Annotated in this window: 20 protein-coding genes and 1 pseudogene; 15 read left to right on the top strand and 6 right to left on the bottom strand. The window is 68.2% G+C overall.

The annotated features are described in order from the left end of the window. Positions 1 to 26: 26 nt before the first annotated feature. Entirely contained in the window at positions 27 to 1,025 is a 999-nt protein-coding gene (locus QME70_10180) for a CoA-transferase (protein MDI6894953.1), read from the bottom strand. Positions 1,026 to 1,365: 340 nt separating this feature from the next. On the opposite strand from QME70_10180, the gene QME70_10175 reads away from it, so the two are divergent. From QME70_10175 to QME70_10160, 4 genes are all read left to right on the top strand, one after another. Further along, positions 1,366 to 1,650 carry a hypothetical protein gene (locus QME70_10175; GenBank protein ID MDI6894952.1) on the top strand — a complete coding sequence of 95 codons (285 nt, stop codon included), beginning with the start codon at positions 1,366 to 1,368 and terminating at the stop codon, positions 1,648 to 1,650. Then, positions 1,647 to 2,249, top strand: a complete 603-nt coding sequence (locus QME70_10170) for a methyltransferase domain-containing protein (GenBank protein MDI6894951.1) — start codon at positions 1,647 to 1,649, stop codon at positions 2,247 to 2,249. Before QME70_10175 ends, QME70_10170 begins: the two co-directional genes overlap by 4 nt. 136 nt (positions 2,250 to 2,385) lie before the next feature. Then, positions 2,386 to 2,679 (top strand): acylphosphatase, encoded by a 294-nt coding sequence (locus tag QME70_10165; protein ID MDI6894950.1) that lies wholly within the window; start codon positions 2,386 to 2,388, stop codon positions 2,677 to 2,679. 230 nt (positions 2,680 to 2,909) lie between these two features. Continuing rightward, the gene (locus tag QME70_10160) at positions 2,910 to 3,830 is read left to right on the top strand and encodes a quinate 5-dehydrogenase (protein ID MDI6894949.1); all 921 of its coding nucleotides are present in this window, start codon (positions 2,910 to 2,912) and stop codon (positions 3,828 to 3,830) included. A gap of 61 nt (positions 3,831 to 3,891) precedes the next feature. Here the strand turns inward: QME70_10160 and QME70_10155 are convergent, their stop codons facing one another. The 4 genes and pseudogenes from QME70_10155 to QME70_10140 form a co-directional block, all read right to left on the bottom strand. Further along, a complete protein-coding gene (locus tag QME70_10155) occupies positions 3,892 to 4,440 on the bottom strand; it encodes a TIGR00725 family protein (protein ID MDI6894948.1) in 549 nt (182 codons plus the stop codon). A gap of 141 nt (positions 4,441 to 4,581) precedes the next feature. Then, positions 4,582 to 5,760 carry a pyridoxal phosphate-dependent aminotransferase gene (locus tag QME70_10150; protein ID MDI6894947.1) on the bottom strand — a complete coding sequence of 393 codons (1,179 nt, stop codon included), beginning with the start codon at positions 5,758 to 5,760 and terminating at the stop codon, positions 4,582 to 4,584. A gap of 106 nt (positions 5,761 to 5,866) precedes the next feature. Beyond that, entirely contained in the window at positions 5,867 to 6,025 is a 159-nt protein-coding gene (locus QME70_10145) for a hypothetical protein (GenBank protein ID MDI6894946.1), read from the bottom strand. 49 nt (positions 6,026 to 6,074) lie between these two features. Beyond that, positions 6,075 to 6,173: pseudogene (locus QME70_10140) on the bottom strand (pyroglutamyl-peptidase I). A 302-nt stretch (positions 6,174 to 6,475) separates the two neighbouring features. Here QME70_10140 and QME70_10135 point away from each other — a divergent pair. From QME70_10135 to QME70_10085, 11 genes are all read left to right on the top strand, one after another. Further along, on the top strand, positions 6,476 to 7,780 hold the full coding sequence (locus QME70_10135) for a hypothetical protein (GenBank protein MDI6894945.1): 1,305 nt from the start codon (positions 6,476 to 6,478) through the stop codon (positions 7,778 to 7,780). A gap of 60 nt (positions 7,781 to 7,840) precedes the next feature. After that, a complete protein-coding gene (locus QME70_10130) occupies positions 7,841 to 8,836 on the top strand; it encodes a sigma 54-interacting transcriptional regulator (GenBank protein MDI6894944.1) in 996 nt (331 codons plus the stop codon). A gap of 177 nt (positions 8,837 to 9,013) precedes the next feature. Next, positions 9,014 to 10,084 (top strand): BMP family ABC transporter substrate-binding protein, encoded by a 1,071-nt coding sequence (locus QME70_10125; protein MDI6894943.1) that lies wholly within the window; start codon positions 9,014 to 9,016, stop codon positions 10,082 to 10,084. Positions 10,085 to 10,089: 5 nt separating this feature from the next. Further along, on the top strand, positions 10,090 to 11,892 hold the full coding sequence (gene ade / locus QME70_10120; protein ID MDI6894942.1) for an adenine deaminase: 1,803 nt from the start codon (positions 10,090 to 10,092) through the stop codon (positions 11,890 to 11,892). 120 nt (positions 11,893 to 12,012) lie between these two features. Beyond that, positions 12,013 to 13,710, top strand: a complete 1,698-nt coding sequence (locus QME70_10115; GenBank protein MDI6894941.1) for an energy-coupling factor transporter ATPase — start codon at positions 12,013 to 12,015, stop codon at positions 13,708 to 13,710. Beyond that, positions 13,688 to 14,467 carry an energy-coupling factor transporter transmembrane component T gene (locus tag QME70_10110; GenBank protein MDI6894940.1) on the top strand — a complete coding sequence of 260 codons (780 nt, stop codon included), beginning with the start codon at positions 13,688 to 13,690 and terminating at the stop codon, positions 14,465 to 14,467. The genes QME70_10115 and QME70_10110 overlap by 23 nt, the downstream gene beginning before the upstream one ends. Positions 14,468 to 14,500: 33 nt before the next feature. After that, a complete protein-coding gene (locus tag QME70_10105; protein ID MDI6894939.1) occupies positions 14,501 to 15,751 on the top strand; it encodes an adenosylhomocysteinase in 1,251 nt (416 codons plus the stop codon). Positions 15,752 to 15,787: 36 nt separating this feature from the next. Beyond that, positions 15,788 to 16,597, top strand: a complete 810-nt coding sequence (locus tag QME70_10100; protein ID MDI6894938.1) for a QueT transporter family protein — start codon at positions 15,788 to 15,790, stop codon at positions 16,595 to 16,597. Between the two features lie 69 nt (positions 16,598 to 16,666). Then, positions 16,667 to 17,458 (top strand): S-methyl-5'-thioadenosine phosphorylase, encoded by a 792-nt coding sequence (gene mtnP, locus QME70_10095; protein ID MDI6894937.1) that lies wholly within the window; start codon positions 16,667 to 16,669, stop codon positions 17,456 to 17,458. 2 nt (positions 17,459 to 17,460) lie between these two features. Next, the gene (locus QME70_10090; GenBank protein ID MDI6894936.1) at positions 17,461 to 18,789 is read left to right on the top strand and encodes an amidohydrolase; all 1,329 of its coding nucleotides are present in this window, start codon (positions 17,461 to 17,463) and stop codon (positions 18,787 to 18,789) included. Between the two features lie 168 nt (positions 18,790 to 18,957). Next, positions 18,958 to 20,001, top strand: a complete 1,044-nt coding sequence (locus QME70_10085) for an N-acetylornithine carbamoyltransferase (GenBank protein ID MDI6894935.1) — start codon at positions 18,958 to 18,960, stop codon at positions 19,999 to 20,001. 62 nt (positions 20,002 to 20,063) lie between these two features. Here the strand turns inward: QME70_10085 and QME70_10080 are convergent. Next, positions 20,064 to 20,295, bottom strand: a 232-nt coding sequence (locus QME70_10080; protein MDI6894934.1) for a hypothetical protein, incomplete at its 5' end; no start/stop codon positions are given.

The following is a 20,295-nucleotide window of genomic DNA, read 5'->3' as shown; positions in this document are numbered from 1 at the left end:
GTCAGCCGGGGTTCGCGTAGGCGGTGTCAGGTGACCCCGGGCCGCCCGAGCATCAGTTCGAGAGCCCGGAGGCGCCGCAGCTTCTCGATGCCGCCGCAGAGCTCCATGTACTCGTTGAAGTCCTTGGGTCCGTGAATGTACTTGTCGAGGAACTTGCGGAAGGTCTCGGGGTCGTCCTGAGCCGCCAGCCATTCCCGCAGGTGCTCTTCGTCCGAGAAGTATTCGTATGGCATGTTGCCGGGGTAAGACCCGTAGGGCACCTCGATGACGGCGTCCACGCAGAAGAAGGGGATGGCGGTCCGGTGCGGCTCCCGTCTGAAGTCGTCGGTAGAAACAAGACGTTCCGCGGTGACGATTACCCGTTTGGCGGCGCGGGCCAGGTCGCTATCGGCCACGTTGATGCCGTCGATCTGACAGTTGCCGTAGCGGTCGGCCCGGTGCACGTGGACGACGGCCACGTCGGGATACAGGGCGGGCAGGGCCACCAGCTTCACTCCGGTGTAGGGGCAGGTGATCACCTTCGCGGCGCTGTAGCGCAGGGTATCGGTCCCCAGGATGTGGCGGGCGGGTAGGAACGGGATGCCCATGGCCGCAGCCCGGTAGCGCCAGGCCAGGGCGGCGTTGGTCCACTCGGTGGCCTGGATGCCACCGTCCTCAAACAGGCGCCGGGCAACACGCGACAGGCCACGGGCCTCCAGGCCCACCACGTAGGCCACGTCACAGCGGTCCATGCAGCCCCCGGCTGCCAGGATCTGAAAGTCGTGGGTGGCGGTGTGGCCCGAGACCCCCAGGTGACGCTTGCCCTGGCGCACGATCTCGTGCAGTACCGCCGTGGGAATGCGGTTGGCCCCGAACCCCCCGATGGCGATGTAGTCCCCGTCGTGGATCAGACGCGCCACCGCCTCGCTCACGGTGGTGACCTTGTCCACCATCCCCTTGGGCTTGGCCCGGAAATGCTGGCGGGCGGCGTCCACATCCGGGCTCATGAAGAGGGGTCGGGTGCCCTGCATCGGCTCGTTTTCCATGCGCTTGCCTCCTTCCCTGCATCGGTCGGGTCGGGCCCGCGGGCCGCAGCAGCGGCACGCGCCGGTCCGCCGGGCCCGGTCGACGCGTCTGACCCGCCCGCGGTGGGTCCGCGGGTGCATAGCGCAATTCTCGTGCCAGGCATGCAGGTGCAGGAGGCCCGATCCCCCCCGCCAGCCGGTGGGCTGGCCGGGCGGTGCGCAGGGGACGGCGCGGGCGGCAGCGCTGCGCTTCGTGGGGTCGGCGGGCGCCGGACCCGGCGCGACGGCGGCGTCTGGTCCCGCCGAGCGAGATGGAGGTTGGGAACCTGGCTTCTCAGCGGTGTGAACGAGACTTCTCAGGGTGTCTGGTGGTGCCCATGCGGCAGGAATACTCGCAGACCCGTATCCTTCCCTGCTGGTGGCCATGGCGGCGGGCAGACTGGTTTACGGCTTCCTGGGATACCTCGTTCTGCCCCTCTTCGGGTTCAAGCAGATTCCCCTGCTCGCGCCCCTCACCCTTGCCGTCAGCCAGTCGTTGCCCGGGGTGGTGCTCCAACTGGTGCTCATCCCACTGGTGGTTTCCCTGGTGGAACGGAGCGCGGCCGTCCTCCTGGTGGGAAAGCGAGCCGTGCCCTCCCGCCCGTGAGCGAAGAACCGTATCGGCATCTGCAGGCCTTCTTCGACCGGGCGGCGGCCACCTGGGACGAGAAGGTGACGGTCGCCCATGCCTTCATCCGGCGGATGCTGGCCGCCACCGGTCTGGGGCGGGGCGAGACCGTACTGGACGTGGGCTGCGGGACCGGAGTGCTGCTGCCAGGCCTGGGCGAGCTGGTGGGGCGGGAGGGTCGCGTCTACGCCCTGGACATCTCTCCCGCCATGCTGGAGCGGGCGCGGGTCAGGTTCCCTGATGCAACGTATCTTTGTGCCCCGGCGGAGGCCATTCCCCTGCCCGATGGTACCTGCCGGGTGGTGGTCTGCTACTCCGCTTTCCCCCACTTCCCCGACCAGGGCAGGGCCATGGCCGAGATGGCCCGGGTGCTGTCGCCCGGGGGGCGCCTGGTCATCGGGCATGCGGAGAGCCGGGAGGCCATCAACCACTTCCACCGCGGGCTGGGAGGGGCGGTGGCCGATCACCTGCTCCCCGATCACCACACCATGCTCCTCCTGCTCAGGCACGCCGGCCTCCGCGAGATCACCCTCACCGACGGACCCGCGGGATACCTTCTGGTCGCCATCCGGACCTGAGGAGCCCGGGACCGGTGGGCGCGGGCTCGCCGGTTCCGTGCCGCCCGGGGGGTGGTCTGGCCTCGCCGCCGCCTTATCGCCCGGCCGGGGGCCCGTCCTCCCCGGCGCGGTATAATCTACGCGGAGGGAGCAGGGAATGGGCGGTTTGGGGCATGAGGGCGAGACGGTACGCGCCCACGCCTACATATCGGGACGGGTGCAGGGCGTGTTCTTCCGCGCCCATGCCCGCGAGCTGGCCCGGCGGTCGGGGGTGGCGGGGTGGGTGAGGAACCTGCCCGACGGCAGGGTGGAGGCTGTGTTCGAGGGCCCGCGGCCGGCAGTTGAGGCCTGCCTGGCATGGTGCCGGCAGGGACCCCCGGGTGCCCGCGTGGCCGGAGTGGAGGTGGACTGGGAGACACCCCACGGCGAGCCTGGTTTCCGCATCCGGTGACTCCGATCGCAGGGTCTGTCGAACGGTATAACGGTATCGTCCCGTCGCAGGCCCCACGCGCAGGCGCCGGCCCGCGCGGGCCTGGCCAGGGCATTGCCCGCAGGCCTCGCGCACGCGCGGCGCACACCCAGTGCTTGCCTCGGGGACAGGATTGACAGAAGGGCGGGTGTGCGCTAGGATGGGTGTGCACATGCGTGTGCACACCCATCGAGTGGTAGTGGGGGCGGAAAATGCCGGGCGCTGACGGGACCGCACGGGTGGTGTCGATTTCCCTGGGTTCCAGCACCCGGGACCACCTGGCCCGGGCAGAGTTCCTGGGGCGGCAGGTGATCCTGGAACGGCGGGGGACGGATGGCGACATCAGCAAGGCCATCGCCCTGGTGAGGGAGCTGGACGGGCAGGTGGATGCCTTCGGCATGGGCGGCATCGACCTATACCTGCAGGCGGGCAGGCACAGGTATCGCATCCGGGACGCCGTGCCCATCGCGCGGGCGGCCAGAATTACCCCCATGGTGGACGGTTGCGGGCTCAAAGATACCCTGGAGCGGCGCGTCATCAGCTACCTGGTTGAAGAATACGGCCTGCCCCTGCGGGGAAAGACCGTGCTCATGGTTTCGGCCATGGACCGGTTCGGGATGGCCGAAGCAATGGTACGGGCGGGGTGCAGGCTGATCCTGGGTGACCTCATGTTCGGGCTGGGCGTACCTGTTCCCCTGCACACGCTGCGCTCTCTCGATCTTCTGGCCAGGGTGTTGGCTCCCGTCATCGTCCAGTTGCCGTTTCGCCTCTTGTACCCCACGGGAAAGAAACAGAAGGAAAGGCGCCCCCGCTTCACTGCCTATTACGAACGGGCGGAGATCATCGCCGGCGACTACCTCTTCATCGCCCACCACATGCCCGATCACCTGCCGGGCAAAATCATCATCACCAATACCGTCACGCCTGCCGACGTGGAGGCGCTGCGGGCGTGCGGGGTGAGCTTGCTGGTCACCACCACGCCGGAATACGACGGCCGCTCTTTTGGTACCAACGTCATGCAGGCCGTCATGGTGGCCCTGTCGGGACGTCGCCCCGAAGAACTTACCGCCCGGGACTACGAGGAAATGCTCGACCGCCTGGGCTTCCGCCCCCGCATCGAGCGGCTGAACTGAGACGTCATGCCCCGGCGTGCCCGGCCCGGGCTACCCGCCCGCTCGCCCTGTATCGACCTGCTCAGTTGAGGCAGCACGCTCCCGGTGGGCTGGCGGGGGCCGAATCAGGGCCTCCTGCTACCGCGGGCGGCGGCCAGCGCCTCGCGTTGCCGCGGGCGGCGGCCAGCGCCTTCTCCACGGCATCGTGGGGGCTGCTCGCCGGCACCAGAGGCACCTTGATGCCTTCCCGGGCGAGGGACCAGGTTCCCAGCCCTACCGCGGGGAGCCCGAACTTGAGGGCGAAGGCAATTTCCGACAGGGTACCGTAGCCGCCGGAGATGGCGATGGCTGCGTGGCAGGACCGGGCGATGATCACATTGCGGGCGTCGCCCAGCCCCGTCACGATGGGGATGTCCACGTAGGGGTTGGCCTGTTCACGGGAGTCCCCCGGCAGGATGCCCACGGTGAGGCCTCCCGCTTCTTTGGCTCCCCGGCAGGCGGCCTCCATGACGCCCGTGGTCCCGCCACACACCAGGATGGCGCCCGCCCGGGCGATACCCTGCCCCACCAGGCGGGCCGCCTGGTAAACTTCCGCCGAGCACTGGTGGGCGCCAAAAACTGCCACGATCACGGTGTTTGCCTCCGGCAATGTCTCAACCTCCAGCAGTCGTGGGATGGGGCATTACCGCCGCGCCCGCGCGCATCAGGCCCGCTCACGCCGGGGCAGCGGGCCGGGCGCGCGTCGGCCCTGCGCCCATCGGGCGCGCCCCTGTCAGGCCCCGGTCGTCCGGGAACGGCCGTCCAGATAGGCGTCAAGGCGACGCAGCCCTTCTTCGATGTTGTCCAGGGAATTGGCGTAGGAGAACCTGAGATACCCTTCCGCGTTCTGGCCAAAGTCGATGCCGGGGGCCACCGCCACCCGGGTTTGCTCGAGCAGTTCCATGGCGAAGCCGTAGGAGTCGGTGGAGAACCTGCGGGCGTTGGCCAGGACGTAAAACGCCCCCGTGGGCTCGACGGCCACTCCAAACCCGATTTCCCGCAGGCGCGCCACCAGGTGCCGGCGGCGGGCGTCGTAGGTACGCACCATTTCCCGGACGTATGGCCCGCACGCGCCGAAAGCCGCCAGGGCGGCATGCTGGGCCACCGAGGAGGCGCATATCATCAGGTTCTGCTGCAGCTTCTGCACCGGACGCACCAGCTCGGGAGGGACGATGGCATACCCGAGCCGCCATCCGGTCATGGCGTACAGCTTGGAAAAGCCGTTGATCACCACGCAGCGGTCGGTGTATTCGAGCAGCGAGTGGGCCTGGTCGCCGTAGACCAGACCGTGGTAGATCTCGTCGGACACCACCAGGATGCCGAGGTCTGCCAGCTCAGCAAGCTGCTCCGGCGAGAGCACGATGCCAGTGGGATTGGCCGGGGAGTTGATGAGGATGGCCCTGGTGCGAGGGCCAATGCGGGCGCGGATGGCCTGGGGATGGTACCGGAATCCCTCCTCCTCGCGGAGGGTGACGCAGGCGGGGGTTCCCCCTGCGAAGCGGATGGTGTTGGGGTAGCACGCGTAGTGAGGGTCGGGGAGGATGACCTCGTCGCCGGGGTCCAGGATGGCTGCAAAGACCAGCAACATGGCGGGCGAGGTCCCGGAGGTGACGATGATGCGGTCCGGAGTGATCTCCACCCCGTACTCCCGCCTGTAGTAAGCGCATATCTCTTCCCGCAGCTCGGGGAGCCCCAGACTGTGGGTATAGTGGGTGTGGCCCGCCGCCAGAGCGCGGGCGGCGGCTTCCTTGATGGGGGGCGGGGTGTCGAAGTCCGGTTCCCCCACTTCCAGGTGGATGACGGGAGGGCCCTCTTTCCCTATGGCCTGGGCCTTCTCCATCACGTCCATCACGATGAAAGGCGGGATGTCTGCGGCCAGCTGCGAGGGCCGGGTTGGCGTTCCCTGCTTCATTCTCTCCCCCCCGTGGGCCCGCGCCGGCGCCCTGTTGCGGCCTTCCTGCATCTTCGCGTTGCGGCGCCTCTTGCGCGGCTTTCTTGCATCTTCGCGCCCGGGCGCCTCATTCCTGCAGGGCCCGTACGGATTCGGCCATGGCGATCTTGAGGGCCTCCACCATGGTGGCCAGGGACATGCTGGGTCGGGGGGGAGTGGATTTCGCTGCCTGCTCCGGGAGCAGGGGGATGTGGATGAATCCGTTCCGGAGGCTCCGGAGCCCCATGGCTTATGGGTTCGTCCCGCGGCTGCTGGTGGGCGTTGTCGGGCATCCCGTAGTCGCGCAGGTTGATGGCGACGCGCTCGACCGCAATGTCCGAACGGCCCCCCGCCTGGCCCACGTTGATTACCACTTCCGGCCGCCATCGTTCCATGAGTTCGATGACGCGCTGAGCATTTCATGGGCGGTTGCCTCCTCCGAGCGCCGTCTTCGCGCGGGCGCAGATGGTCTTCGGCGGGTCGCCACCTTTCCCCTGCACCTCGGGGCCGGCGCGCTCGGGGCGGAGCCCCGCCTCCCGGCGCGGGGTAGCACGGGCGGGCGCGGGATAGCGCGGGCGGGCGCGGGTGCACGGGCGGGGGCGGGGGGCCGGGAGGAGGAATTCCAGCCGGGCGCGGCGAATAGAAGATTTCGGGTCCATAAAGGGACAGGTGACAAATTCAGCGGGAGGGAAACCGGATGCCCAGGCCGGTGCGCGTGGCGGTGATCGGGCCGGCCGACATGGTGGACCAGGCCGCCGGCGTCGCCGGCGGCATTCCCGGAGTGCGGGTGCTGCCCATGGCTTACGAGCATGAGGCGCAGGCGCCGGAGCTTTACGGACGGGCCGCCCAGCAGGCGGAGGTGGTGCTCTTCACCGGTCCCCTGGCCTATCAGCGCACGGTGGCGGAGGTGCGGGCCAGCGTGCCCGCCCTGTACATCCCGTACTCGGCCATGTGGCTGTATGCCTCCCTGTTTCGGGTGCAGGACCGCAGCTCCCTGGGCCGGGTGAGCGTGGACACCATGGACCGCCGGGTGGTGGAGGAGACCTACCGGGAGGTCGGCGTCCCCCTGCTTGACCTTTACGTGCACGATTACTCCGGCATTCCCGATCCTGAGCGGGTGGTGGAGTTCCACCTGGGCCTGTACCGGCAGGGGAAGACCTCCCATGCCCTCACCTGCCTGCGTCGCGTATACGGGCGCCTGCGTGCCCAGGGTGTGCCCTGCGCCTGGCTGGTGCCCTCGCGGGTGGCGGTGGCAGAGGCCCTGGAGAAAGCGATGCTGGTGGGGGAGAGCATCCGGGCGCGAGGCATGCAGCTGGTGGTGGGGCTGGTCAGGGTCCACCCCGACGAGGACGCGGTGACGCCTCTGCAGCAGCAGCGTGGACGGCTGCGCGCGTACAATATCCTGCTGGGATTCGTGGAGGAAATCGATGGTCACCTGTGGCACGACGGTGGAGACGAGTACCAGTTCTTCACCACGCGCACCCTCTTTGAGAAGTCGACCAACTTCTACACGAGCTGGAACCTGGTGGAAAGATTCAACCGGGCCGGGGTACGCGTGAGCGTCGGCGTCGGATTTGGCGAGACAGCGAACCGGGCGGGTGCCAGCGCCCGCATGGCTCTGCAGGAGGCCATCCGGAACGACGGCAACAAGTGCTACGTGATGACGGAGCACCGGCGTCTCATCGGGCCCCTGGGTGCGGGCCCCGTGGTCTACGAGGTGCGCAGCACGGATCCCGCCCTGCTGGATCGTGCCCGGGAGCTGGGGATGGCTCCCGCCTCCCTCAGCCGGGTGCTGGCCGTGCTGGAGAGCCTGGGCGAGGAGTTCACGGCCCAGGAGGCAGCCGCTCACCTGGAGGTGGCGGTGCGCAGCGCCAACCGCATCCTGGGGAAGCTGGAGGCGGGCGGGCTGGTGCAGTGGGCGGGTCAGGAGACGCCCGGCAGGCGGGGCCGCCCCCGGCGGGTGTACCGCCTGGTTGCCGGGACGGCTGCGGCGGGGGAATGAGCGGGCGAGGGTCCCGGTGCCCCCGGAGAAACGAGGCCGGGCGTCGGTGGAGGTGCTGGTATGCAACGGGATGGCCGGGGTGATGGCCGGGCAGGTTTCGCGGCCATAGCGAGCCGGAACCCGGCCATGGAGCGGGTGTGCGAGATGGCCCGGCGGGTAGCGGCGGGAGATTCGACGGTCCTCATCCAGGGGGAAAGTGGCACCGGCAAGGAACTGCTCGCCCGTGCCATCCATCAGGCGAGCCGTCGGGCAGAGGGGCCTTTCGTGCCCGTGAACTGCGGAGCCATTCCCGAAGGGCTGCTGGAGAGTGAGCTTTTCGGCTACGAGCGGGGTGCCTTCACCGGGGCCGATCCCCGGGGGAAGCCGGGCAAGTTCGAGCTGGCAGACGGGGGTACCCTGTTCCTGGACGAGGTGGGGGACCTGGCTCTGCCCCTGCAGGTGAAGCTGTTGCGGGCGCTGCAGGAAAGGGAGGTCGAGCGGCTGGGGGGGAGGGCGTGCCTGCGGGTGGACGTGCGGCTGGTCGCGGCCAGCAACCGCCCCCTGGAGCGCCTGGTCGAGGAGGGGAAGTTCCGGCGGGACCTGTACTACCGCCTGCAGGTGATTCCGATCCAGATTCCGCCTTTGCGGGAGCGGCGGGAGGACATCCCGCCGCTCGCTGAGCACTTCCTGGGCCGGCTGACGGGCGCCGTTCCCCGTTGCCCGGAAGGTTTCACTCCCGCTGCCATGCGCCTGCTGGTGGGTTACTCCTGGCCGGGCAACGTGCGCGAGCTGCAGAATGCGGTGGAGTTTGCCGCCAACATGTGCCAGGCCGAACTCATCGAGCCCGAGCATTTACCCCCGTACGTGAGGGGTTCGCCCGCAGTTCCCGCGGGGACGTGGGGCCTCGACCTGCGCAGCCTGGAGAAGCGCGCCATCCTGGAGGCCCTGGAGCGGTACGGCACCGGCCTGCAGGGCAAGAGACTGGCGGCACGGGCCCTGGGCATCAGCGTCGCCACCCTCTATCGCAAGGTGGAACGTTACTCCCTCGAGGGATACCCCGTGCGCCACGCGCGCTAGCGGCTGCTGACTGGCGAGGCGATGGGAGGAGGTGAGGCGTGTCGTCAGAACGAAAAGGGCACCGTCGCAGGCGGAAGGAGAGGTGCCAGGTGGTCAATGGGGAGGGCATGGACAGGGGAGAGGGAGGGAGCGAGAGTGCACCGGAGGATACTGGTGGGGCTGGGTGTGCTGGTCCTGATGGCGCTCGCGGTGAGCGCGTGCGGTAAGCCCGCGACGCCGGAGAAGCCCGCCCAGCCCGCGGAGCCGGCCCAGGAGTTCAAGGTCGGCTTTGTGTACGTGGGTCCGGTGGGAGACGCGGGGTGGACGTACGCTCACGACCTGGGCCGCCTGTACCTGGAGAAGCAGGTGCCCGGGGTGAAGACGGTGTACGTCGAACAGGTGCCGGAGGGGGCGGACTGCGAGCGGGTACTCACCCAGTTGGCCGAGGACGGATGCCGGGTGATCTTCGCCACCAGCTTCGGATACATGGACGGCGTCATCAATGTCGCTCAGAAGTACCCCAAAGTCGTCTTCATGCACTGCTCGGGCTACAAGCTGGCCGACAATGCCGGCAACTACTTCGGTCGCATGTACCAGCCCTTCTACCTGGCCGGCATGGTGTGCGGGAAGATGACCAGGACGAACCTGCTGGGCTATGTGGGGGCATATCCCATTCCCGAGGTGGTACGCCACATTGACGCTTTCACTCTGGGGGTGCGATCCGTCAACCCGAAGGCCAAAGTCAAGGTGGTATGGTGCAACGCCTGGTACGACCCCGCGAAGGAGAAGGAGGCGGCCAAGAGCCTGCTCGCCGTGGGTGCCGACGTGCTGGCCCAGGAGACTGACAGCGCCGCCCCCCTGCAGGCGGCCGAGGAGGCAGGCAAGTACGCCATCGGTTACAACTCAGACATGAGCAAGTTCAGTCCCAAGGCGTTTCTCACCGCGCCGGTGTGGAACTGGGGGCCGTACTACGTCAAGGTGGTCCGGTCGGTTATGGACGGCACCTGGAAGCCGGAAGCATATTGGGGCCCCATGTCCGACGGTGTGGTCGATCTGGCGGCCTTCGGCCCCATGGTTCCGGACGAGGTGAAGGACCTGGTCGAAGCGAAGAAGCAGGAGATCCTCTCCGGGAAGTGGGACGTCTTCTGGGGGCCTATCAAGGACCAATCCGGTAAGGTGAAGGTGGCTGCCGGTCAGAAGATGACCGACGAGGAAATGCTCAGCATGGAGTGGTTGGTGGAAGGCGTGGAGGGAACCGTGCCCAAGTAGTGGAGGTGGTGCCCCTGCAGACCCTGGCTGACCTGTCCGTGGCCCTGGTCAGGGTCGCCACCGGAGCGGTACCCGCTGATACCGTTATCCGCGGGGGCCGGGTGGTGAACGTGTTCACGGGCGAGGTGCTGAGGCAGGACGTGGCCGTGGCCGCGGGACGCATCGCCTTCGTGGGTGAGGATGCTCGCCATACCGTCGGCCCCCGAACCGAACTTATCGACGCCGGCGGCTGCTACCTGGTCCCGGGATTCATCGACGGTCACGTGCACGTGGAAAGCAGCATGCTTTCCCTCACTCAGTTCTGCCAGGCCGTGCTGCCCCGGGGCACCACGGCCATCTTCATGGATCCCCACGAGATCGCCAACGTGCTGGGCCTGGAGGGCGTACGCCTGCTCCTGCAGGAGGGGCGGGATCTCCCCCTGAAGGTCTTTGCCACTGTGCCTTCCTGCGTGCCGGCCGCCCCCCATCTGGAGGACGGGGGCGCCACTCTCGACCCGGCCCAGGTCGCCGAGGCCCTCACCTGGCCCGGGGCGGCCGGACTGGGTGAGGTGATGGATTTCCCCGGCGTGCTGGACGGCGACGAGAGGATGCACGAGGAGATCCGGGCCGCCCTGCGCCTCGGCAAGCCCGCCACCGGCCACTATGCCCACCCCGACCTGGGGCGCGGGCTGGTGGCATATGCGGCCAGCGGAGTCTCGTCAGACCATGAATCCACCACCGCCGGGGACGTGCTGGCCCGCCTGCGGCTGGGGATGTGGGCCATGCTCCGGGAGGGCTCGGCGTGGCGGGACGTGAAGCAGACGGTGAAGGCCATCACGGAAGCGGGTGTGGATGCCCGGCGGGCGGTGCTGGTCACCGACGACTGCCATCCCCACACCCTGGTCACCGAGGGGCACATGGACCGGGTGGTGAGGAGAGCCATTTTCGAGGGGCTTCGCCCCGTCACCGCCATTCAGATGGCCACCATCAACCCGGCCGAATATTTCGGCGTGGATGGAGAGCTGGGGAGCATCGCTCCCGGCAGGCGGGCGGACATCCTGTTCCTCACCGACCTGGCGGGCGTGAACGTGCACCAGGTCATGGTGGACGGCCGGGTGGTGGCGCACGAAGGGAGACTCCTTTCGCCTCCGCGCGACCCCGCTTATCCTGACCTGGTGCGCCATACGGTCCGGTTACCCCGACCGCTTGCCCCCGTGGATTTCGCCGTGGCAGGGCTCCCGGGGGCGGGGGATATGCCCGAAGGGGAAGTCAGGGTACGGGTCATTGAGGTGCTGGAGGCCAAGGTCCTCACCCGCCACCTGATCGTCTCCCTGCCCGGGCGGGGCGGGAAGCTACAGGCCCACCCGGACAGAGATATCGCCAAGGTGGCGGTGGCGGAGCGGCACGGGCGAAACGGGGGCATGAGTCTGGGTTTCGTGCAGGGCTTCGGCCTGCGCCGGGGTGCGGTGGCGTCCACCGTGGCCCACGACAGCCACAACCTCCTGGTCGTGGGGGTGGACGACGCCGACATGGCGGCCGCCGGCAACGCTTTACTGGAGTGCGGGGGAGGGATGGTGGCGGTGGCGGGCGGGACCGTGCTCGCCCGGGTGGAGTTGCCCATCGCCGGGCTCATGTCCGACCGGCCCGCCCGCGAGGTGGCGGCGGCCGTGGCCGAGCTGGGGCAGGCGTGGCGCGACCTGGGGTGTCAGCTGGCGTCTCCCTTCATGACCATGTCCCTGCTCGCCCTGCCCGTCCTGCCCGAACTGCGCATCACCAACCGGGGCCTGGTGGATACGGTGGCCTTCCGCTTCGTGGACCTGCTTGTCTAGGTACTCGTGCGGGACACTCTAGCCGTGGGGAGGCTCCGGCAGGATGGAGTCCTCCCACCCGCGAAAAACCCGGCGTATACGGCCGAGCGAGGGGTGACGCGGTTGAGTTCCGCGGTGACGATGGAGGGAGTGCGTTTCAGCTACAAGGACCAGGCCGCCTGCGCCCTGGACGGCATCGACCTGGAGCTGGGAGAGGGCGAGTTCGTCGTGGTCATGGGGCCCAGTGGGGCGGGTAAGTCCACCCTGTGCTGCACGATGAACGGGCTCATCCCCCACTTCCTGCGGGGCAAGCTGGAAGGCCGGGTCACCGTGCTGGGCAAAGATACCCGGCAGGCGAAGGTGAGCCAGCTGGCGCGGGACGTGGGGCTGGTTTTCCAGGACTTCGAGACCCAGCTGTTCTCGACGAACGTGGAGCTCGAGGTGGCGTTCGGCCCGGAGAACTTCGGCCTTCCCCGGAAAGAAATCGCCGCCCGCGTCCGGGAAGCCCTGGCCACGGTGCGCCTGAGCGGGATGGAACGCCGTCAACCCATGACGCTGTCGGGCGGCCAGAAGCAGCGCCTGGCCATTGCCTCGGTGCTCTCCCTGGCCCCGTGGGTGGTCTGCATGGACGAACCCACCACAGACCTGGACCCCATCGGAAAGCACGAGGTGTTCGATGCCGCCGCCCGCCTGCGGGCCGCCCGGGACGTCACCATGGTCATCGTCGAGCACGAGACCGAAGAGGCCCTGGCCGCCGACCGACTGCTGGTCATGCAGGGGGGTCGCATCAGCAGGCAGGGGTCCCCCCGGGAAGTGCTGGCCGATGCGGATGCTCTGGAGGAGGCGGGGATCCAGCCGCTGCACGTGGTGCGGCTTTTCCGCGACCTGGGGGAGGAGCAGGTTCCCTTCACAGTCGATGAAGCCCTGGATTTCATGGGGGTGCGGGGCTGGCGCGTCGACGAGCAGGCTTACGGCCGCCTTCTGGAGGGGAAAGGCGGTCCGGCCCGGGACGAGCCCATTATCGAGGTTCGCGGGCTCCACCACCGTTATCCCAACGGGGTGACGGCCCTGGACGGCATCGATCTGACCGTGCGGGAGGGCGAGTTCCTGGCGGTGGTGGGTCAGAACGGTAGCGGCAAGACCACCCTGGTGAAGCACTTCAACGGTCTGCTGCTCCCCACTGAGGGGCGGGTGGTGGTGGGGGGAAGGGACACGGCCCGCGCGGGAGTGCTGGAACTGAGCAGGCTGGTGGGCTATGTGTTCCAGAACCCCGACCACCAGATATTCGCCGATACGGTTTTCGACGAGGTGGCCTTCGGCCCCAGGAACTTCGGCGTGTGGCCCCAGGAGGTCAGGCAGCGGGTGGAAGAGGCGCTGGCGGCGGTGGGCCTGGCCGGCCGCGAAGGGGCCGACCCCTTCACCCTCACCAAGGGGGAAAGGCAGCGGGTGGCGGTGGCATCGGTGCTGGCCACCAGGCCCCGGGTCATCATCCTGGACGAGCCCACCACCGGGCTGGACTACCGCGAACAGCGGGGCATGATGGAACTGATCAGGAAACTCAACCAGGACGGCCACACCATCGTCGCGGTCACCCACACCATGTGGGTGGTGGCCGAGTACGCCCACCGGGTGGTGGTGATGAAGGACGGGAGGGTCATGTTCGCCGGTCCCACCCGGGAAGTGTTCTCCCACGAGGAGGAGCTGACGCGGGCCTTCCTGCGTCCACCCCAGATCGTGAGGCTGGGCAACCGCCTCGGTCACCCCCTGCTCACGGTGGCGGAGGCGAGGGCCTGTCTGGTGAAGGGGGGCGACGACGGTGGACGTCTACCTGTACCTTGACCGCGATACCGCCGTCCACCGCCTGGACCCGCGCTCCAAGCTGTGCGTCCTGCTCATGGTCTTTGCCATGGCCGTCCTGATGAACCATCCCGTGCCCCTGCTGGGGCTGCTGGCGGTGGTGCTGACCGCGGGACAGGCGGCCCGGGTGCTGGCGAACCTGAGGCGCATCTGGGTGATGCTGGTTACCATCGGCGTCCTCTCCACCCTCATCTGGTCTTTCTGGGCGGGAGGCCCTACGCGCCTCCTGGGGCCCATCGAGCTGGAAGCGCTTCTCTACGGGCTGGCCACGGGCGTGAAGCTGGACACCATGGTGATAGCGGGGATGGTTTTCCTCTCCACCACCCGCAACGAGGAGATAACCACGGGACTTATCAGGCTGGGGACCCCCTTTCCCGTCAGTTTTGCCTTTTCCACCGCCCTCAGGCTGGTCCCCACCTTCGTCGGGGCCAGCGTGACGGTGATACAGGCGCAGAAATCGAGGGGCCTGGACATCTCCTCGGGGGGGTTTCTGGTCCGGGTGAGAAAGCAGTTTCCCATGCTGATACCCGTGTTCGTGTGCGCCATCCGGGGCACCAACCAGCTGGCCATGGCCCTGGAGTCCAAGGGGTTCGGCGCCCAAAAGGAGAGGACGTACTACCTGGAGATCGGCTTTCGTGCCCTGGATTACGCGGTCCTGCTCTGTGCGGTGGTCCTGCTCGCGGTGACGGTTTTCTTCAAGCTGCGCGGCTGGCTGGAGATTCCCGGCCTGATCAGGTAGCCGGGTGCAGTTGGTGAGGGGGGAAGGCAGGTCGTGGGAAGCAGCGTGGTGAGAGATCCCTCTCTGGCTCCCGGGGGGAAGCTGAAGATCGACTGGGTCAGCCAGCACATGCCGGTGCTGGGCGAGATCAAGAAGGAGTTCACGAAGGAGTTGCCCTTCGCCGGCCGGAGGGTGGCCATATGCCTGCACCTGGAGGCAAAGACGGCTTACCTGGCCCAGGTGATCCGGGACGGGGGAGCGCAGGTGGCGGTGGCGGGGAGCAATCCCCTCTCCACCCAGGACGACGTGGCCGCCGCCCTGGCCGAGTCGGGGGTGCTGGTGTACGCCTGGCGGGATGCTGCCCGGGATGAGTATCGTGCCTTCCTGCACCGGGTGCTGGACACGGAACCGGACCTGATCATCGATGACGGGGCCGATCTGGTGACCCTGATTCACACCGAGCGGCGGGAGCTTCTGAAGAAGGTGAAGGGGGCGTGCGAAGAGACCACCACGGGTATCCACCGGTTGCGGGCCATGGAGGCCCGGGGGGTCCTGGAGATCCCGGTGGTGGCGGTGAACGACGCTTACTGCAAGCACCTGTTTGACAACCGTTACGGCACCGGCCAGGCCACCTGGGACGGCATCATGCGGGCCACCAACCTGGTGGTGGCCGGCAAGACGGTGGTGGTGGTCGGGTACGGCTGGTGCGGCAAAGGGGTGGCCATGCGGGGCCGCGGCCTGGGGGCCAGGGTGATCGTGTGCGAAGTGGATCCCATCAGCGCCATCGAGGCCATCATGGACGGGTTCGGGGTCATGCCCCTCGGGGAGGCCGCCCGGGTGGGCGACTTTTTCGTCACGGTGACCGGCAACAGGGACGTCATCCGCGGAGAGCACTTCCAGGTCATGAAGGACGGGGCCATCCTGGCCAACGCGGGTCACTTCGACGTGGAGATCTCCAAGCCCGACCTGGACCGCCTGGCTGTGTCCAGGCGGGTGGTACGTCCCGGGGTGGAGGAGTATCGGCTGGCCGATGGGCGTCGCCTGCACCTGCTGGCCGAGGGCAGGCTGGTGAACCTGGCCGCGGCGGACGGCCACCCGGCCGAGATCATGGATCTCTCCTTCGGACTGCAGGCCCTGGCCCTCCGCCATGTGCAGGAGCGGGGACCGGAGCTGGGCAGGGGCGTCCTGGGCGTGCCCCGGGAAATGGACGAGAAGGTGGCCAGGTTGTGGCTGGCGGGATGGGGGGTGAGCATCGACGGCCTGACCGGGGAACAGGCGGAGTATCTGCGTTCGTGGCGGCTCTGAGGAAACCCGCCATGCGGGTGGAGAGGAGGGTGTGGCGTGAGAGAGCTGATCACCATGTGGCGGAGCACCAAGATGGTAGTGCTGGTGGCCCTTACTGCGGCGGTGTACGCGGCCATCCTGATCCCCTTCAAGGGTATCCCGCTCATTCCCGGGATCACCGAAGTGCGGCCTGCCAACGTGGTGCCGGTGGTGTTCTCACTCCTGTTCGGTCCCGCGGCCGCCTGGGGGTCTGCCATCGGGAACCTGATCGGTGACCTGTTCGGCACCCTGGGACCGGGCAGCTTCTTTGGGTTCATCGGCAACTTCTTCTTCGGCCTGGTTCCCTATGCCATCTGGGGACACATGGGCGTCCTGTCCTCCGGCGTCGAGCCCGACATGCGCTCCCGCCGGGGTCGGCAGGTGCTGGAGTTCGCCCTGGTTGCCTTCCTGGCCAGCACGGTATGCGCGGTGATCATCGCCTGGGGCCTGGAGGTCCTCAAGATGCTGCCCTTTGCCGTGCTGGGCAACATCATCACCGTGAACAACTTCCTCGCCGCCATCATCCTGGGCCCCATCCTGCTGTATATCCTCTACCCACGCGTCAAGCGCTGGGGTCTGCTCTGGACGGATATCATGCCGGAGGAGGATGTGGGCCGCAGGGCCCCGGGGGCGCGCACCGCCCTGCTCTGGCTGGGAGGGCTGGTGGCGCTGGTGGTGGGGAACTACCTGTCCATAGAGGTGTACCGGGCGTCGGCATTTGCCGCCGGTTTCGCCCAGTTCGGCAACCTGGCGGTGGTGGGCAAGCTGGGCATCGTGGGCGGACTGGCTCCGCTGGTGGTGCTCATCCTGCTCGCCATGTTTCTGTAAGGGCGCGAGAGGGGCCCGGGGGCACCCGGGCCCCCATTCTGAGCGGCGAAAGCGGGGCACTGGGGGGCGTTGGAGGTGCGGGTTGCCATCATCGGAGGGACGGGGGTGTACGATCCCGGCCTGCTGGAGGGCCGGGAGGAGACGACGGTCACCACCCCTTACGGAGAGGCGCGGGTGAGCCTGGGAAGGTTCAGGGGAATCGAGGTGGGATTCCTGACCCGGCACGGGCCCCATCATTCCCTGCCCCCGCACCGGGTCAACTACCGGGCCAACATCCGGGCCCTGCGGGACCTGGGCTTTGAGCGGGTGCTGGCCACTGCCGCCGTGGGATCGCTCAATCCGGAGATGAAACCGGGGGAATTCGTGCTGGTGGACCAGTTCGTCGATTTCACCCGGCGCCGGGAGTCCACCTTCTTCGAAGGGGGTGAGGCCGGCGTCGTGCACGTAGACTTCACCGAGCCGTACTGCCCCGAACTGAGGGCGAGTCTGGCCCGGGCTGCCCGGGAGCTGGAGATAGCCGCCCACGAGGGGGGCGTCTACGTCTGCACCGAAGGCCCCCGCTTCGAGACGCCCGCGGAGATCAGGGCCTTCCGCATCCTGGGAGGGGACCTGGTGGGGATGACCAATGTGCCCGAGGTGGTGCTGGCCCGGGAGGCCAACCTCTGCTACGCCCTGGTGGCCGCGGTGACCAACTTCGCCGCCGGCATTTCCCCTACCCCTCTCACCCACGAGGAGGTCCTCCAGGTGATGGCGGCCAACACAGCCCGCCTGCGGGCCCTGCTCGAGCGGGCGGTGGAGATGGTCCCCCCCGTGCGCCACTGCCGGTGCGGCCGGGCCGCGGGCCCGGCAGTGGAGGGGTAGCTGTGCTGGCGCCCGGTGGTGGGGTGGCAGAGGAGCGTTTGGTGATCACCGGCGCCACGGTGGTCACCATGGCGGGGCGGGCTGGCATCATCCCCGATGGGGAGATCGTGATCGAAGGTCCCGGCATCGCGTCGGTGGGGCCCCGGAGCCGGGTCCCCCGGCAGTGGGGCCCGGGCACCCGCGTGCTCGAGGCGGCGGAGAAGGTGGTCATCCCGGGGCTGGTCAACGCCCATACCCACGCCGCCATGTCCCTTTTCCGGGGGTACGCGGAAGACCTGCCCCTGGACCGGTGGCTGCGGGACAGGATATGGCCCGCAGAGGGCCGTCTCACGCCGGAGGACGTGTACTGGGGAACCCTGCTGGCCATCGCCGAGATGATCTTGTCCGGTACCACGACCTTTGCGGACATGTACTTCCACATGGACGAAGTGGCGCAGGCGGTGCGGGAGTCGGGGATGCGGGCTGCCCTTGCGCCCGGGCTGGTGCCCGCCCGCGAGGGGGCAGAGCAACTGCTGGAGGCCGCCCGGGGGTTCGCGGCGCGCTGGCATGGCGGGGCGGGAGGCCGTATCACCGCCATGCTGGGCCCTCACGCTCCCCATACCTGCCCGCCGGAATTCCTGGCCCGGGTGCACCGGCTGGCGCGGGAAACCGGCCTGGGCGTGCACATCCACCTGGCCGAGACCCGGGGAGAGGTGGATGCCTGCCTGGCGCGGTACGGCAGGAGGCCGCCCGAGCTCATCCGCGCCGCCGGCCTGCTCGACGACAGGTTGCTCGCCGCCCACTGTGTGCACCTGGATGAGGACGAAGTCCGGATGCTGGCTTCGTTGCAGGGCGCCTGCGTCCACTGCCCCGTCAGCAACCTGAAGCTGGGGGCGGGAGTTGCCCCCGTGGTGGAGATGCTGGAGGCCGGGGTGCCCGTGGCCCTGGGCACCGATGGGGCCGCGAGCGCGGGGACGCTGGACATGTTCGCCGCCATGCGCCTGGCGGCATTGATGCCGCGCGGCATTTCCGGTGATCCCACCCGGCCCGACGCCTACCGGGTGCTGGAGATGGCCACCGCCGGGGGAGCCCGGGCCGTCGGCCGGGAGCACGAGCTGGGGAGGCTGGAGCCGGGGATGAGGGCGGACCTGGTGGTGCTCGACCTGCGGGTCCCGGGTAGCTGGCCCCTGCATGACCTTTACGCCGGCATCGTGTACTGTGCGGGCCCCCAGAATGTGGAGATGGTAATCGTGGACGGTCGCCCGCTCCTCCTGGAGCGGCGCCTGCTGACCGTGGACGTCCACCGGGTCATGGCCGAGTGCGAGGCGCGTGCTTCTCATTTCTCACCTTGAGAAGATCGTTGCGGGCGCGACCTGGTGCCGGTGCGGGGTGACGGGCCTCTCTGCCAAGGGATTTCGCCGCGCGGGGAGGTGGCACGGGACTTGCAAGGGCGTAAGCCGGGATGAAACACGAGGGGGACGGTCGCGTCCACCCGGCATACAGGAGGTACAAGAGGTAACGTGAAGACAGATGTGTTCAAGGGAAGGGACTTCATCTCCGAGTTCGAGCTCACCCGGGAGGAGCTGGAGACCATCCTGGAGGTGGCGTTCCGGCTGAAGGAAGACTATGCCCTGCGCCGGCCCCACCGGTTGCTGGAAGGCAAGAACCTGTTCCTGATCTTCTACAACCGGTCCCTGCGCACGCGCAACAGCTTCGAGGCCGGGTTCGCCCAGCTGGGCGGCCACGCCAACTATCTGGATGCGGACAAGGTCTACACTCCCGCCATCAAGGGGATGGAGAAGGCGTACACCACCGAGCGGGTGTCCGACGTGGCCCGGGTGCTGTCCCGCTACGGCGACGCCATCGCCATCCGCATTTACGGCAAGCCCACCGGCTGGGTTTACGGCCGGGGCAATGAGTACATCCGGGAGTTTGCCCGCTGGGCCACCATCCCGGTCATCAACATGGAAGACGACATGTGGCACCCGTGCCAGGCCATGGCGGACATCATGACCATGAAGGAGAAGCTGGGTGACCTGAAGGGTAAGAAGGTCGTGGTGAGCTGGGCATACTCCCCCAGCGTGGAGAAGCCGGTGGCGGTTCCCCAGAGCGCCGTGGCCATCTCCAGCTTCTTCGGCATGGACATCGTGCTGGCCCACCCCGAGGGATTCGAGCTCGATCCCGGGGTGATCGAGAAGGTGAAGGAGAACCAGCGCAGGTTCGGGGGCACCTTCGAAATCGTCCACGACATGAAGAAGGCCTTCCGCGATGCCGACGTGGTGTATCCCAAGTGCTGGGGGGTGCTCAAGCACATCCCGCCCCAGGCCAGGGCAGCGGACTGGGACGCCGTGGGGAAGCTGTTCGATGCCAACAAGCACTGGATTTGCGACGAGGATACCCTTAAGCTGGCCCGGCCTGATGTGCTGTACATGCACTGCCTGCCCGCCGACCGGGGCTTTGAGGTCACCGACGAGGTCATCGACGGTCCCAACTCGGTGGTGTTCGACGAGGCGGAAAACAGATTGCATGCCCAGAAGGCCGTGATGGCCCTCATCATGCAGTGAGCCCCCGTCCCGCCCCGGCGCTGGCCGGTGCCCGCCATGTGGCGCCACCGGACTGGCCAGCATCATGCAAGCGTGGGCTCCCGGCATATAGCCGCGTCCAGGTCGCTGCAGCCAGGGCGGGCTTCCGCCCTGGCGGCGCGGCGGGGCGGCGCGATGGGGCGGCGGGACGAGCCGGTGTGACGGGGCGGGGAGAATAGGGGCAGCAGGAGGAAAGGGAAGTGGCTAAGGAGCTTGTGGTGATCGCCCTGGGAGGCAACGCCATCCTGCAGCCCGGGCAGCGGGGTACGGTGGAGG

The sequence above is a fragment of the Bacillota bacterium genome (assembly GCA_030019365.1).
GTDB lineage: Bacteria > Bacillota > Sulfobacillia > JACIYH01 > JACIYH01 > JACIYH01.
The sequence above is the reverse complement of the archived record's forward strand: the minus strand, read 5'-3'. Positions and strand labels throughout refer to the sequence as shown.